This window comes from Shewanella sp. ECSMB14101 (assembly GCF_000773485.1).
Classification (GTDB): Bacteria; Pseudomonadota; Gammaproteobacteria; order Enterobacterales; family Shewanellaceae; genus Shewanella; species Shewanella marisflavi.
On the sequence record NZ_JSFF01000013.1, the window covers coordinates 92,349 to 106,114 of the forward strand.

Here is a 13,766-nt window from a genome sequence, read left to right on the forward strand (position 1 = left end):
TAATAGGACCAGTATTACATCAAGAGGAAAGTTACATGGGTGGCATCAGTATTTGGCAACTTCTTATCATTGCTTTAATCGTAGTTTTGCTTTTCGGCACTAAGAAATTGCGCTCTTTAGGTGGTGACCTCGGTGGTGCTGTTAAGGGCTTCAAAAATGCAATGTCTTCAGAAGAAGAAAAGAAGGCTATCGAAGACACCAGCGCAGAAAAAACTGCTCAGACTGACGAAAAGAAGACTGAGTCCAAGGACAAAGAACAGGCGTAATTCCTTATGTTCGACGGTATCGGCTTTATGGAGCTACTGTTGATTGGTATTTTGGGGCTGGTTGTACTTGGCCCCGAAAGACTACCGGTCGCGGTTCGCTCAATTTCAGGCTGGATTCGCGCCATGAAACGCATGGCGAACTCGGTTAAAGATGAACTGGAACAAGAGCTTAAAATTGAAGAGCTGCATGCAGATCTCAAGAAGGCAGAAAGCCAGGGCTTAAAAAACCTCTCTCCCGAGTTACAGGATTCAATCGATCAATTAAAAGAAGCAGCCCAATCTGTTAATCGTCCCTATAAGGTAGAAGAGAAAGCCAATGGCAGCGACAATGCCGCCAGCGAGGCGAAACCTGCAGAGACCACTACAGCCAAGGCCAGCAATTCAACCGAAAAATCTGACGGGTAGTTCATGTCGCAACAACAGCCGTTAATCAGCCACTTGCTTGAGTTACGCAACAAGTTGCTCAAGGCCATTGGCAGTGTCCTTCTGGTCTTTATCTGCCTGGTCTACTGGGCAAACGATATCTATCACTACATGGCAACGCCGCTAATGCAGGCATTGCCAGAAACCAGTAGCATGATCGCTACCGATGTGGCAGCTCCCTTCTTTGCTCCCTTTAAACTGACATTGGTCTTGTCATTTTTTATCGCTATTCCCTATGTTTTGTTCCAGATCTGGTCTTTTATCGCCCCAGGCCTGTACAAACATGAGAAGCGTTTGATGCTACCCCTGCTTACCAGCAGCACCATACTCTTCTATCTGGGTATTGCCTTCACCTACTACATCGTCTTTCCAGTGGTGTTTGGCTTCTTCACCAGTGTTGCGCCAGAAGGTGTGCAAGTGGCGACCGATATCAGTAGCTATCTGAGTTTCGTCCTTAAACTCTTCTTCGCCTTTGGCCTGGCCTTTGAAATTCCCATTGCGGTGATTCTACTCTGCTGGGCAGGTGTTACGACGGTCGAAGATCTTAAGGCCAAGCGTCCCTATATTGTTGTCGGCGCCTTCGTCATAGGCATGCTGCTGACGCCGCCAGACATCATCTCGCAAACCATGTTAGCCATTCCTATGCTGATATTGTTTGAAGGGGGATTGATTGCCGCGCGTTTCTACAGTAAAAAGGACTCTGACGAAGACGAGCTCACCGAGCAAGACAGCCCTGAGTAGTAATAAAACAGAACCTTGCGTTAAGCTAGCCGTCAACGGATAGCTTAACGCTATTTATTACCCGCATTTTGCCCTGTCTCGCCGTGAGCTCTCCATAATAAAAAGGAACTCTATATGCGCTTACGTTTTGCGGCAACAACCAGTTGGCTAGCCCTCTCCACTCTGCTTTTTTCACTGAATGCCTCTGCTGGTATTGAGCAACAACTCAGCCAATGTGCGGCTAAACAAGACAAGCTAGACAGATTAATCTGCTACGACACCCTGGCGGCTAAAGTAGGCAAGGCGCCTAAGCACAGCATGAATGTCACGCCCGTAGCGGCACCCGCACATCAGCCTAAACCAGCTCCTAAGGCTAACGCCGTTGTGGCTAGCACACCTGCCGCCACAGTAGCCACTGCACAAGCTGCAGAAGAGAGCTTTGGTAAGGTCTATAAGGAAGAGAAAGCCGAGCTCGACAAGATTGAGTTAACCGTCAAGTCGGTCAAGAAAAACCCACATGGTATTTTAACCATCACCTTCGATAACGGCCAGGTGTGGAAACAGAACGACACTAACCGCTTCAAGGTTAAGGCTGGCGAATCTGTGTATATCAAGAAAGGCGCACTAAGCTCTTTCCTCTTGGGTAAAGATGACACCAACTCTACCATTAGGGTTAAACGCCTCGAATAATGCCGAGTTATATAGACATAGCTGTCAACCTAGTTGGCAGCCCATTAGAAAAAGAGTGTGATACGCTCATAAATGATGCGGCGGCCCAAGGGGTTTCGCCGCTTATTGTTATTGGTTCCAACCTGCCAGAGAGCGAGCAAGCCATCGACTTTGCTGCCCGTTACCCGAAAGCTCTCTATACCACGGCGGGAGTGCATCCCCATCACGCCAGTGAGTGGGAGGTATCTAGCGCCAAGCAACTCAGGCAATTGGCAAGACAAACAGGCGTGGTGGCCATTGGCGAATGTGGCCTGGACTATAACCGGGACTTCTCACCCCGGCCAAAACAGCGCGAGGCCTTCGAGGCGCAGCTTGCACTGGCGGTCGAGCTCGAAATGCCGGTACTTATGCATGAGCGTGATGCCCACGACGATTTTGCGTCGATATTGCAGAGCTATCGCCCTCAGCTCAAAGGCGCATTATTACACTGCTTTACCGGCAACCGTGCCAGCTTAGAACGCTATATCGAACTGGATCTGCACTTAGGCATCACAGGCTGGGTGTGCGACGAACGGCGCGGTCAGGAGCTGGCCGAGTTGGTAGCCGATATTCCAGCCCAGCGCATCATGATAGAAACTGATAGTCCCTATCTGCTGCCGCGAAGCATGCGCCCCAAACCCAAGTCGAGCAAGAACAAACCTCAGTATCTGCCCTATATCAGTCAAACCATAGCAGCACTGCGAGGCGAGAATGCCAACGCCTTTGCCCGTCAGGCCTATCTCAACAGCTGTGAGTTTTTCGGCCTGGAAGCAGACTATGAGCCAATTTAAGCTGCTCTTGCTGTTGCTCACTATAAGCTTTCCTGGCATTGGCCTAGGCGAGTCACTGTTGGCGGTCAACAAAGATCAGTCTATCGAGCTCTCTTCTTGGCTCTACTATGTACAAGATGACAAACTCACCCACATAGATCAGGTAAGTCGGCTCAGTTCCAGCCGCTGGCAAAGACTTTCACCTGAGTTTAATCAACACCTTGGGGTCAAGCCCTTCTGGGTCAAGGTCAGCCTATACAACGCCACAGAAATCCCGATGCAGCGTTACCTTAAACTGGCTAACCCTCACCTGGATGAGATAAACCTTTACCACCAACAAAAGGGTAAGCCGACGGTTCACCTGGAGATGGGCGACAGCCATCCGTTTCATCAGCGCCCTATCATCAACAATGACTTTCTCTACCGATTCGAGATGCCCCCCGAGGCGATACACACTTTCTATATTCGCGTTGCTACCCAAGGCAGCGCCAATCTGCCTATCTCATTGCTATCGGCTGATCATATCGTTAATGCCACCGAAACCCAGTCTCTCTATCAAGGATTTCAGCTAGGCGCCCTGATGGCTATCGGCCTGTTCAGCCTGTTTATTGCGCTCACCTCGCGCTCCTACAGTTACAGCTACTACTCTGGCTATGTGTTATCTGTCACCCTATTGGTGGCGACCCTGCACGGCCTGTCGTTTCGTTATCTGTGGCCCAATTGGCCCACCTTGCAGGCGATCATGATCCCCATACTGATCCCGATCGCATTGACCTTTGTGTTGATGTTTTCCGAGAAGGTCCTGCAGCTAAAATACCATAACCTCAAAATGCTGAGGCTCTGCCGTTACAGCGCCGCCACAGCGCTGTTTCTCACCTTAGTCACCCCTTTCTTAAGCTACTCGGTGGCCCTTAAGCTCAATATCATCGCCGTATTGTTCACCACCAGCATGCTGATGCTGATCGCCATCTTGCTGAGCCTTCGAGGTCATAAGCTGGCCAGACTCTACACACTCGCCTGGTCGGGTATGATGGCAGGCTCCTTTATCACCGCCTTGATGTATCTCGGGGTGATCTATCTGCCCATCATGCACCAGACACCTATCATGATTGGCCTGACTTTTGAGATCGTATTCATGGCCGCGGTACTGGCCATTCGTTATAACGATGAACGTAAAGCCAAACAGAAGATCCAGCAAGAAGCCCTGCTTCAGGCCCAGCGCATTCGTCAGGCTCGTGAAGAAGCATTGAAAATCGAAGCCGACAGCAATGAGCGCCTTGAGCAGATGGTACAGGAGCGTACTTTAGAGCTTGAGATCGCACTTCGTGAATTAAATGAGGCCAACCAGAAACTTACCGAACAAAACACTGTCGATAGTCTCACAGGCGTGAAAAACCGTGCCGCCTTCGAAAAACGACTGCAGGCCGAAGGACGCTTGAGTCGTCGACAAGAGACACCGCTGGCCATCTTGATGATAGATATCGACCGGTTTAAGGCCATCAACGATACCTATGGCCATCTGGCAGGCGATCAGGCGCTCAAGACCATTGCCCAGGCGCTAAAAGCAAAATTAAGGCGGCCAAGTGATCTGGTGTCACGTTTCGGTGGGGAAGAGTTTGCTATGATACTGCCCAATACCTCCTCGGAGGGAGCAAGGCAAGTGGCTGAATTAATGCGCAACACTGTATGCCAATTGCCACTCACCTGGGAAGAACAGGCTATTCCGCTCACCATTAGTATCGGGATCTGCGCCGAAATTATTGTCGATGATCAGCATACTCAATTGCTGGTCGACCAAGCAGACAAGGCACTCTATCGTGCCAAGAATGAGGGCCGAAATCGCGTTTGCGTCTATTCGCCCGAAATCGAAGAATTAAATTAACTGACTTAGCGGCTACGCCTCATCCTTGGATGAGCTTTGCAGTGTGTAGCCCAATAAAGCAAACAAGCCTAAATTAGGAGTCGAATGTGAACATCATTACCAGTGCTTTCCCTCAGCGCAGAATGCGCCGCATGCGTAAACACGATTTTAGTCGCCGTCTGATGGCCGAAAACCAGCTCTCGGTAAACGACTTGATCTACCCTATGTTCGTGCTCGAAGGTAATAACCGTACTGAGCAGGTCGCCTCTATGCCTGGCATCGAGCGCTACTCTATCGATCTATTGCTCAAAGAGGCAGAAGAACTGGTCAAACTGGGGATCCCTCTGGTGGCCCTCTTCCCTGTGACCCCAGCCGAGAAGAAAACACTCATGGCCGAAGAGGCCTACAATGCCGATGCATTGGCCCAGCGTGCAGTACGCGCCCTGAAAGAAGCCTTCCCTGAGCTAGGCGTGATGACTGACGTGGCGCTAGACCCTTTCACCACCCATGGTCAAGATGGCATCATCGACGATAGCGGTTATATCCTTAACGACATCACCACAGAGATCCTGGTCAAGCAGGCACTGTCGCACGCCGAAGCGGGTGCAGATATCGTCGCCCCATCTGACATGATGGACGGCCGCATTGGCGCTATCCGTCAAGCCCTGGAAGCAGCTGGTCATGTGAACACCCAGATCATGGCCTACTCGGCCAAGTACTCTTCTAACTACTATGGTCCTTTCCGCGATGCAGTTGGCTCTGCTGGCAACCTCAAAGGCGGCAACAAGCATAGCTACCAGATGGATCCAGCCAACAGTGATGAAGCGCTACACGAAGTGGCCCTGGATATTCAGGAAGGCGCCGACATGGTCATGGTTAAGCCTGGCATGCCATACCTGGACATAGTTCACCGCGTGAAGACAGAGCTCGCCGTACCGACTTTCGCCTATCAGGTGAGCGGTGAGTACGCCATGCATATGGCAGCCATCGAAAATGGCTGGTTAGCAGAAAAGGCGATCGTGATGGAGTCACTCCTGTGCTTCAAGCGCGCCGGTGCCGATGGCATTCTGACCTACTTCGCCAAACGCGCCGCACAGTGGCTAAAAGAAGCTGAAAATAAGTAAGCTCAATCGCCCGTGATAATAAAAAAGCCAGTTGCAAATAACTGGCTTTTTTATGACGCTATTCTAGCGGCTCTTGTAATGACTGTAGACCATAAAGCCCAACAGACCAACAAAGAGCGCAATGGGGAACCAGGTATTAATACTGAGCACAAACTCCACTTGGGAATCTTTATGTATCCCAGTGGTATACATAAACTGCCTTACTTTTGAGAGAGATAGATAGTCGTTCCAGATACTCACCAGTCCCATCAATTGAATACAGGAGATCACAAACAAAATCTTACTCTGCTTGGTGTTGGTGCTTTCCATACGACGCTGATAGGAACGCTCAAGGTAATCTTTAAATGACGCCACATAAGATTGCGCATTATCGAGCGCATTACATATATTCCATTTACTCTCCATCGGTACATAAATCTTGTCATTATCAGACTCAAACAGAGACTTCATGTCCTGATTCTGGATCCTAAGCAGTTCGAACTTATTGATATATTCGTCGATCACCACACGATTCTTTTCAATACTCTTGTTGCGATCATCGATTAGGATGCGACGATTGAGCTCATCCATGAGATTGATGAAGTAAGCCGTGGAGAACCACATATATTGAATGTGGTATTGAATCGGGAAGAACCTATGGTAGTAACTTCTATCATTAGAAATAATCGAATGAAAGCGACTGTAAAAACGGTAACTGACCTTGTCGTTATCTAGAATGATGGTCTGATTATAGGAAACACGTTCGGCCTGGGTATTACAGTTAAATATGGCTTCTTTCAGCCCTTGATTAGCCGCGTCGGCTTGATAGAAGAAGGTGATATTCCCCGTATTATTAAGCAGCTTCACCTCATGATTACGCTTATTATCAATCAGCTTAAGACATTCAATTGTCTTCATCTTCGCTAGTTCAATTACCTGAGATGCCCAAACGCTGATCTGACTATCATTATGCTCTTTAACCAATAGGTTACGCACAGTGTTATAGAGATTATTCTTATCTTGATCCTTATAATCCGTGCCTAATAATTGCATCAATCGAGCTTCTTCAAACTCGAATACCAGCTCGTAAACCAGAATAAAGCTGTAGAGACGATAATCGAAAATCAGATCGAACTTACACTCCTTGGGAAGCAAGTTGTCAGAAATATCAAATTCATCGTTAACCCAGAACATTGACTGTGCGAGATCAGCCTTCAGTAACTGTCCCGATACCGGCGTCCTAGTAGAAGAGAGAATCGACTTAAAATTTTTGCTTCTGGTATGGATTTTTAAGAAGGAGTTAATCCAATCGATGCTTGGCTTAACATCCATATTTGCGCTGAAGAATTTCTTGATATTACGATTATTCGTCAGTGCCGCATCAAAGGTGTCAACACCGAGTTCTAGCGGCTGAACACACATCACCGAAGTTTTAACCATTTACAAAAAATCCTTTACTGGGTTATTTACATAGGCTTCTGGTAGCGGCTCGTTGCGATAATCAATCGTTAGTTCCTCTCCCGCCACAATCTTTCTCAAGGTCACTATACGCAGCGGTTCGCGCTTGAGCTCGACATTAGGCGTGCGACTGTGATTGATGTAACTATACTTGGTTCTAAAAGGCCTAACCAACAGCTTATCTGCCCCTAAGTAATTACATTCCATAAAGATATAATTTTTATAAGCTAGGATATTTGGCGCAACCAACGCCTCTATCTTCTCATAATGCTCAATGGTGAGAACCTGACCATCGAGCACACATAGCTCCTGCCCCGCTTCAAAGCCGGACTCTTGGCAAAATAAGCCGAACCCATGTAGTTCACTAACATCAATTTGGGTGTCGGCAATATTATCTACAACCACACTGCGAACAAACTGCAGATCTTGGGTCACATCCATATTCAGTTCCTCTGACAACGATTGAGCCCTGCCCTGATGAGATGAATTGATCATCCCGCTCTGTCTTAAAGTGATTTTTATACAATAACTTATCTATTATTCAATCACATTTCCACTGCAATAACCCAATCTTAGGTCAACAAAATTACACTCAATGGATAGAGCTCGAGTAACCTTTCACTTGCAGCCTGTATCACTAGCGCCTCTAAGCCAGTGACGTAAGCCTTAAAAAGCAAAATAAGAAGAAAAAGACGATCCAATGGGGAGAAGAAAGAGATCGACTGTCAGCGCGGTGAAAACAAAAAAGCCACCGTCATTGGTGGCTTAATTGGCGATATGGGCACTAAAGCAGATAATCGATACCCAGAGCCAGAAACAGGGTCATACCTGCCCAGTTATTGTTTAAGAAGGCCTGCAGACAAGGAGCGCGCCGGCGATCGAAGATCAACTTCTGCTGATAGAGGCTAAAGCCGATAAAAGTGAGGATCCCTAAGGCAAATACCAAGCCGCGATCGGCACTGAGGCCCGCCATAACAAAACAACCAAGGGCGGCCAACTGGAACAAGCCGATGATCTGACGATCGAAGCGGCCAAATAGAATCGCCGTCGACTTGATGCCTACCTTAAGATCGTCGTCGCGATCCACCATGGCATACATGGTGTCGTAAGCCACAGTCCAGCACCAGTTAGCGGCAAACAGCCACCAGGCTTCTACCGGTACTGTGCCGAGTTGCGCCGCATAGGCCATAGGAATCGACCAGCTCCACACCACGCCGAGGAACATCTGCGGCATATTGGTGAAACGCTTGGTAAAGGGATAGATGATGGTCAGTATGATGCCGATAAAGGAGAGCTGCACCACCAAGGGGTTAAGCATCAATACCAGGCCAAAGGCCAACAGGCCCAACACCACAAACAGGATAAGCGCTTCTTTGACCGTCACTTCACCGCTGGCTAGAGGACGGCTCTTGGTGCGCTCTACATGGGAGTCTAGCTTACGGTCGGCATAATCGTTGATAATACAGCCACAGGCGCGCATCACCACTACGCCAATGACGAAGATGATCAACACCTTAAGATCTGGCATGCCTCCGGCCGCTAACAGCAGTGCCATCAGACACGGCCATAACAACAAAAAGGTACCGATGGGGCGATCCATCCGTGCCAGACGCAAATAGGCGTCTAATTTATCCCTTAACCTCATTTTTTAGGCTCTCCTAACGACTGCTTTGGCCTTTGATTTTTGTGGGCAAGCTCATCAATATCCTTTGGCATTATGACTGACGCCCTAAGAGTTTCAAGCGCTTTATCTGCCTTGGCTTATAGGGTTTCCAATCTTGCATAGGCGACCACCAGCCACTTGCTGCCGACATCGAGAAAATCCACCTGAACTCTGGCCTGGGCACCGCTTCCTTCGAAGTTAGTCACAGTGCCTTCACCAAACTTAGGATGGTTCACTCGCTGACCCAGATTAAAACCTGAATCATTGAACGAAGCCTGTGCCTGACTGAATCTATTACTACTGGCCGGTGCCGACACACTGGTCTTCATGCGGATCTCCTGCACGTAATCACCAGGGATCTCCTTGATGAAACGTGACGGACGGGCATAGTTTTCCCGGCCGTAAATACGGCGTGATTCGGCGTAGGTAATATAGAGCTGTTTCATGGCGCGGGTCATGCCCACGTAGCAAAGGCGGCGCTCTTCATCGAGTCTATCGCCCTCATCCATCGCCATCTGACTCGGGAAAATCCCCTCCTCGACACCCGCCATAAAGACCATAGGGAACTCCAAGCCCTTGGCCGAGTGCAGGGTCATCAGCTGCACCGCATCGGTAAAGGCATCTGCTTGCCCCTCACCGGCTTCGAGCGCCGCATGGGATAGGAAGGCGTTGAGCTCGCCCATATCTTCGAGATCTTCTGGCATCACAAAGGTGCGCGCCGCAGTGACCAGTTCCTCTAAGTTTTCCACCCTGGCACGGGCCTTCTCGCCCTTCTCCGCCTCATACATGGCCTTGAGCCCTGAGGTTTGAATCACATGATCTGTCATGCGATGCAGCGACTGCTCGTCTGTTTCCTGCTGTAGGGTCACAATCAGATCCATAAAGCCGCGCACCGCGTTGGCGGCCCGGCCCGAGAGCACCTTCTCATCGAGCAGACGCAGACAGGTCTGCCACAGGGTCAGCTCCTGCTGACGCGCCGTGCTGCGCAGGATCTCTAAGGTTCGTCCACCTATGCCACGGGCCGGCGTATTGATAATACGTTCGAAGGCGGCATCATCATTTTTATTGCTGATCAGGCGTAGGTAGCCCATGGCATCCTTGATCTCCTGACGCTCGAAGAAGCGCAGACCGCCATAGATGCGATAAGCCATCCCCTTGTGCAGCAGGGCTTCTTCCAACACCCGCGACTGCGCGTTAGAGCGATAGAGGATGGCGCAGTCGCTCAGGTTACCGCCCATATCCTGCCAATCCATGATGCGGCCGACGATAAAGCGCGCCTCATCCATCTCGTTAAAGGCGCAATAGAGGCCAATCTTCTCCCCCGCCTGATCTTCGGTCCACAGCTTCTTGCCCAGTCTATCTGGGTTATTGGCGATCAGCTCGTTGGAGGCATTAAGGATGTTGGCCGAAGAACGGTAGTTCTGCTCCAGACGTATGGTCTGGGCCGCCGGGAAGTCCTGTAGAAACTTGTGCAGGTTCTCCACCTGGGCACCACGCCAGCCGTAGATAGACTGGTCGTCGTCACCAACGATCATCACATTAGCACTGCTGCCCGCCAGCACGCGGATCCAGGCATATTGAATAGCGTTGGTATCCTGAAACTCGTCCACCAGGATGTTTTTAAATCGTTCTTGATAATGCTCCAGAATATGGGGCTTGTTGAGCCACAGCTCATGGGCTCTTAATAAGATCTCGGCAAAGTCCACCAGTCCTGCACGATCGCAAGACTCCTGATACACCTGATAGATCTTCAGCAGGTTCTGCTCTATGGGGAAGCCACCGGCATCAATATGCTTGGGTCTTAGCCCCTGATCTTTTTTGCCATTGATATAGCCCTGTGCCTGACGAGGCGGATACTGCTTCTCATCCAGATTCAGGCTCTTGAGGATCCGCTTGATCAGCCTGAGCTGATCGTCTGAGTCGAGAATTTGGAAACTCTGGGGCAAGTTGGCATCTTGATAGTGGGTACGCAGCAGACGATGCGCCAAACCGTGGAAGGTACCTATCCACATACGGCCCATACTGCTGCCGCTGACCTTCTCCACACGCTCACGCATCTCGGCCGCAGCCTTGTTGGTAAAGGTCACCGCCAAGATAGAATAGGGACTCTGCTGCTCTACCTGCATCAACCAGGCGATACGGTGTGTCAGCACCCGGGTCTTACCACTGCCCGCGCCTGCCAGCACCAGCATGCTAGATTGTGGTGCGCCGACGGCCTCGCGCTGTTTATCGTTTAAGCCGTCGAGTAAAGAAGATACGTCCATTCTTGCCTCCAAAAAATCAGGCGGCAAGTATAACAGGAGGCGTTGCGTGATCCTACCGCCACCAACTCCCGGCGCCCCTTAGCACCGGCCATAAAAAAGCCTAAGCAAAGGCTTAGGCTCAATTAACTGAAGCGCAAAGATTACTCCTTGCTCTCTTCCAACCCTATGCTGTCCATCCAGTGATCGAAGTCCATCATATTCCCCGGTAGCACTATCTTGCTGGCACTATGGGTCAGGCCATCGAACTGCTTAAGATACTGGGCACCGAGCTGCATACGCACCACATTTTTGCCACCGGGAGCCGATACCACCAGCGCCATACGCTCAATAGACTCTGCGGTTGCTTTAGCTATGGTAAGAATCTCTTCGGCCTTACCCTCGGCTTCGTTGATCCGCTTTTGCATCTCACCCTCGGAGCGGTTGATCATCTCGGCCTTAACACCTTCGGAGCGGTTGATCTTGCTCTGCTTGTCACCCTCACTCTTGGCTAGCAGGGCGCGGCGCTCACGCTCGGCGTTCACCTGCATCTCCATGGCGTTCTTCACCGTCTCTGGCGGGGTGATATTCTTGATCTCATAGCGATGAACCCGGATCCCCCAGGTAGCCCCGGCCTGATCCAACACTTCCACCACTTTAGCGCTGATCACGTCTCGCTCCTCGAAGGTGCGGTCAAGATCCAGCGTACCTATCACAGAGCGGGTAGTGGTTTGCGCCAGCTGAATGGCGGCGTAGCGATAGTCGGTAACGCCATAGCTGGCCTTTACAGGATCAACCACAGAGATATAGATCACCCCGTCTACCTCGACGTTCACTTCGTCGCTTGAGAAACACTCTTGGGGCGGCACATCTATCGTTTCCTCTTTTAGGTCATGCACATAGGCTACCTTATCGATAAAAGGCACCAGGGCATGGAAACCTGCATCCAAGGTAGTGTGATACTTACCCAAACGCTCGACGATATAGGCCGACTTGGTCGGAACTAAGCGGATCGACTGGAACAACTTGATGATAAAGATGGCAAAGATCAGCCCCCAAATGCCCAGTAGGATTAAATCTGTGTTGATATTGGCAATCATGCGCGACCTCCTTTTACCTGACCCACACTCTGAGTCACCTGCTCCATTCCTTCAAAAAATCCTTCCAGCTTAGCCATTTCGGCCGGCACCACCGAAATTTCGGCTTCGTTGAGAATCTTACCCAGCTGATTGATAAACTGCTCCTTGAGCTGCATATTCATCGCTTCGTTGCCACCTTCAAGCGCTAACGCCTCTGACACTAAAGTCATCGCCTCGGCCTTGGCTCGAGCGATAATGGCGATCTCTTGCGCGGTCCCTTTTGCCTCGTTGATCCGCTTCTGCTTCTCACCTTCCGACAGATTAATCGCCTCCTGACGCTGCCCTTCGGAGAGGTTGATCATCGCGGCCTTTTCGGCGTTGGCCAGCGTGATCTCCGCGCGTTTGCTACGCTCGGCTTCCATCTGCTTCTCCAGGGTGTGGATCACCTTGTGAGACGGGGTAATGTTCTTGATCTCATATCTAAGCACCTTGATCCCCCAAGGGTCCGAGGCTTTATCGATCTCCCGCACAATCGACTCGTTAAGGCTATCCCGTTCAGAAAAGGTCTGGCTCAGACTGAGCTTACCTATCTCAGATCGCATAGTCGTCTGCGCCAGGTTAACTGCGGCGCGGCGATAGTCTTCGATACCATAACTGGCCAGCTTGCCATCCATCACCTTGAGGTAAACCAAGCCGTCGACCTCCAACTGAGTATTATCTTTGGAGATACAGCTTTGAGGCGGAACGTCCAGCACCTGCTCGCGGGTATCATGACGGTAGGCGACACGGTCGAAAAATGGAATTAAGAAATGAAAACCAGGTTGGAGTACCTGCCTGAACTTGCCCAGACGCTCGATCACATGGACCTCGCGCATCGGAACGATAAGCAACAAGTTATAAAGAATAAAGAAAACAAAGAGTATAAATAGCGTAAATTCGAACATAGATTCCTTCCTCTAAAAAGTCAGCCAGGCCTATGCCTGCTCTGTCAAAGGTTCAACGACTAAGGCAATATTCTCGCGACAGATCACTCTGACTTGAGCACCCACAGGGATCTCACTGCCATCACCCAGTGCTGGCCATTCACTTCCCTGAAATTCGACTCGTCCGAGCTGTTGTGCCGGGCCGATCACCGCCTTAACAATGGCAATTTGGTTATAGAGATCAAACTCTTCATCGGTATTGTCCACATGGGAATCGCCTCCCACCAGGCGCTGGGTAACCTGACGAAAAGCCAATAGCAAAACGATTGAGCTAATAAACCAGAGCGTCATGGCCTGCACTATCCCGTCGACAAAACCTAACGTCAGTGCGCCAGCCACCACCAGACAGGCGGCGCCCAAGAAAATCACGATACCGCCGGGCAAGATGATTTCGGCTAACATCAGTACCACACCCACGGCTATCCAGATAAAGATAGGATTAGAAAACTCCATATTTCCCCCCTGAAATGAGAGTATCCCTGCGAAGACTAT

The 13,766-nt window shown here is 50.2% G+C and carries 14 protein-coding genes; 7 read left to right on the forward strand and 7 right to left on the reverse strand.

Annotation, left to right across the window (positions count from 1 at the left end):
* The first annotated feature begins 35 nt into the window (after window positions 1-35).
* The 7 genes from tatA to hemB all read left to right on the forward strand — a co-directional run bounded on the left by tatA (window position 36) and on the right by hemB (window position 5,872).
* Complete coding sequence (gene tatA / locus NY07_RS11425) at window positions 36-266, forward strand: Sec-independent protein translocase subunit TatA (RefSeq protein WP_033539489.1); 231 nt, start codon at window positions 36-38, stop codon at window positions 264-266.
* A 6-nt stretch (window positions 267-272) separates the two neighbouring features.
* Window positions 273-671 carry a Sec-independent protein translocase protein TatB gene (gene tatB / locus NY07_RS11430; protein WP_033539490.1) on the forward strand — a complete coding sequence of 133 codons (399 nt, stop codon included), beginning with the start codon at window positions 273-275 and terminating at the stop codon, window positions 669-671.
* Window positions 672-674: 3 nt separating this feature from the next.
* On the forward strand, window positions 675-1,430 hold the full coding sequence (gene tatC / locus NY07_RS11435; RefSeq protein WP_033539491.1) for a twin-arginine translocase subunit TatC: 756 nt from the start codon (window positions 675-677) through the stop codon (window positions 1,428-1,430).
* Window positions 1,431-1,544: 114 nt separating this feature from the next.
* Window positions 1,545-2,099 (forward strand): hypothetical protein, encoded by a 555-nt coding sequence (locus tag NY07_RS11440; protein WP_033539492.1) that lies wholly within the window; start codon window positions 1,545-1,547, stop codon window positions 2,097-2,099.
* Window positions 2,099-2,908 (forward strand): TatD family hydrolase, encoded by an 810-nt coding sequence (locus tag NY07_RS11445; RefSeq protein ID WP_033539493.1) that lies wholly within the window; start codon window positions 2,099-2,101, stop codon window positions 2,906-2,908. The genes NY07_RS11440 and NY07_RS11445 overlap by 1 nt, the downstream gene beginning before the upstream one ends.
* Window positions 2,895-4,769, forward strand: coding sequence for a sensor domain-containing diguanylate cyclase (locus NY07_RS11450; protein WP_033539494.1), 1,875 nt, complete (start codon window positions 2,895-2,897; stop codon window positions 4,767-4,769). Before NY07_RS11445 ends, NY07_RS11450 begins: the two co-directional genes overlap by 14 nt.
* 86 nt (window positions 4,770-4,855) lie before the next feature.
* The gene (hemB, locus tag NY07_RS11455) at window positions 4,856-5,872 is read left to right on the forward strand and encodes a porphobilinogen synthase (protein WP_033539495.1); all 1,017 of its coding nucleotides are present in this window, start codon (window positions 4,856-4,858) and stop codon (window positions 5,870-5,872) included.
* 63 nt (window positions 5,873-5,935) lie between these two features.
* On the opposite strand, the gene NY07_RS11460 is transcribed toward hemB, so the two are convergent.
* The 7 genes from NY07_RS11460 to NY07_RS11490 all read right to left on the reverse strand — a co-directional run bounded on the left by NY07_RS11460 (window position 5,936) and on the right by NY07_RS11490 (window position 13,727).
* On the reverse strand, window positions 5,936-7,291 hold the full coding sequence (locus NY07_RS11460; RefSeq protein WP_033539496.1) for a hypothetical protein: 1,356 nt from the start codon (window positions 7,289-7,291) through the stop codon (window positions 5,936-5,938).
* On the reverse strand, window positions 7,292-7,804 hold the full coding sequence (locus NY07_RS11465; RefSeq protein ID WP_081953824.1) for an SET domain-containing protein-lysine N-methyltransferase: 513 nt from the start codon (window positions 7,802-7,804) through the stop codon (window positions 7,292-7,294).
* Between the two features lie 289 nt (window positions 7,805-8,093).
* Complete coding sequence (ubiA, locus tag NY07_RS11470; RefSeq protein ID WP_033539498.1) at window positions 8,094-8,954, reverse strand: 4-hydroxybenzoate octaprenyltransferase; 861 nt, start codon at window positions 8,952-8,954, stop codon at window positions 8,094-8,096.
* 116 nt (window positions 8,955-9,070) lie between these two features.
* A complete protein-coding gene (uvrD, locus tag NY07_RS11475; protein ID WP_033539499.1) occupies window positions 9,071-11,236 on the reverse strand; it encodes a DNA helicase II in 2,166 nt (721 codons plus the stop codon).
* A 140-nt stretch (window positions 11,237-11,376) separates the two neighbouring features.
* Window positions 11,377-12,312, reverse strand: a complete 936-nt coding sequence (locus tag NY07_RS11480) for an SPFH domain-containing protein (RefSeq protein WP_033539500.1) — start codon at window positions 12,310-12,312, stop codon at window positions 11,377-11,379.
* The gene (locus NY07_RS11485; RefSeq protein WP_033539501.1) at window positions 12,309-13,235 is read right to left on the reverse strand and encodes an SPFH domain-containing protein; all 927 of its coding nucleotides are present in this window, start codon (window positions 13,233-13,235) and stop codon (window positions 12,309-12,311) included. The genes NY07_RS11480 and NY07_RS11485 overlap by 4 nt, the downstream gene beginning before the upstream one ends.
* A 30-nt stretch (window positions 13,236-13,265) precedes the next feature.
* Window positions 13,266-13,727: an NfeD family protein gene (locus NY07_RS11490; RefSeq protein WP_033539502.1), complete on the reverse strand. Its 462-nt coding sequence runs from the start codon at window positions 13,725-13,727 to the stop codon at window positions 13,266-13,268.
* Between the last annotated feature and the right edge of the window lie 39 nt (window positions 13,728-13,766).

Coding starts and splice junctions, on each gene's coding strand:
- tatA (WP_033539489.1), top strand. CDS start 36: ATGGGTGGCATCAGTATTTGGCAACTTCTTATCATTGCTTTAATCGTA.
- tatB (WP_033539490.1), top strand. CDS start 273: ATGTTCGACGGTATCGGCTTTATGGAGCTACTGTTGATTGGTATTTTG.
- tatC (WP_033539491.1), top strand. CDS start 675: ATGTCGCAACAACAGCCGTTAATCAGCCACTTGCTTGAGTTACGCAAC.
- NY07_RS11440 (WP_033539492.1), top strand. CDS start 1,545: ATGCGCTTACGTTTTGCGGCAACAACCAGTTGGCTAGCCCTCTCCACT.
- NY07_RS11445 (WP_033539493.1), top strand. CDS start 2,099: ATGCCGAGTTATATAGACATAGCTGTCAACCTAGTTGGCAGCCCATTA.
- NY07_RS11450 (WP_033539494.1), top strand. CDS start 2,895: ATGAGCCAATTTAAGCTGCTCTTGCTGTTGCTCACTATAAGCTTTCCT.
- NY07_RS11460 (WP_033539496.1), bottom strand. CDS start 7,291: ATGGTTAAAACTTCGGTGATGTGTGTTCAGCCGCTAGAACTCGGTGTT.
- NY07_RS11465 (WP_081953824.1), bottom strand. CDS start 7,804: ATGATCAATTCATCTCATCAGGGCAGGGCTCAATCGTTGTCAGAGGAA.
- ubiA (WP_033539498.1), bottom strand. CDS start 8,954: ATGAGGTTAAGGGATAAATTAGACGCCTATTTGCGTCTGGCACGGATG.
- uvrD (WP_033539499.1), bottom strand. CDS start 11,236: ATGGACGTATCTTCTTTACTCGACGGCTTAAACGATAAACAGCGCGAG.
- NY07_RS11480 (WP_033539500.1), bottom strand. CDS start 12,312: ATGATTGCCAATATCAACACAGATTTAATCCTACTGGGCATTTGGGGG.
- NY07_RS11485 (WP_033539501.1), bottom strand. CDS start 13,235: ATGTTCGAATTTACGCTATTTATACTCTTTGTTTTCTTTATTCTTTAT.
- NY07_RS11490 (WP_033539502.1), bottom strand. CDS start 13,727: ATGGAGTTTTCTAATCCTATCTTTATCTGGATAGCCGTGGGTGTGGTA.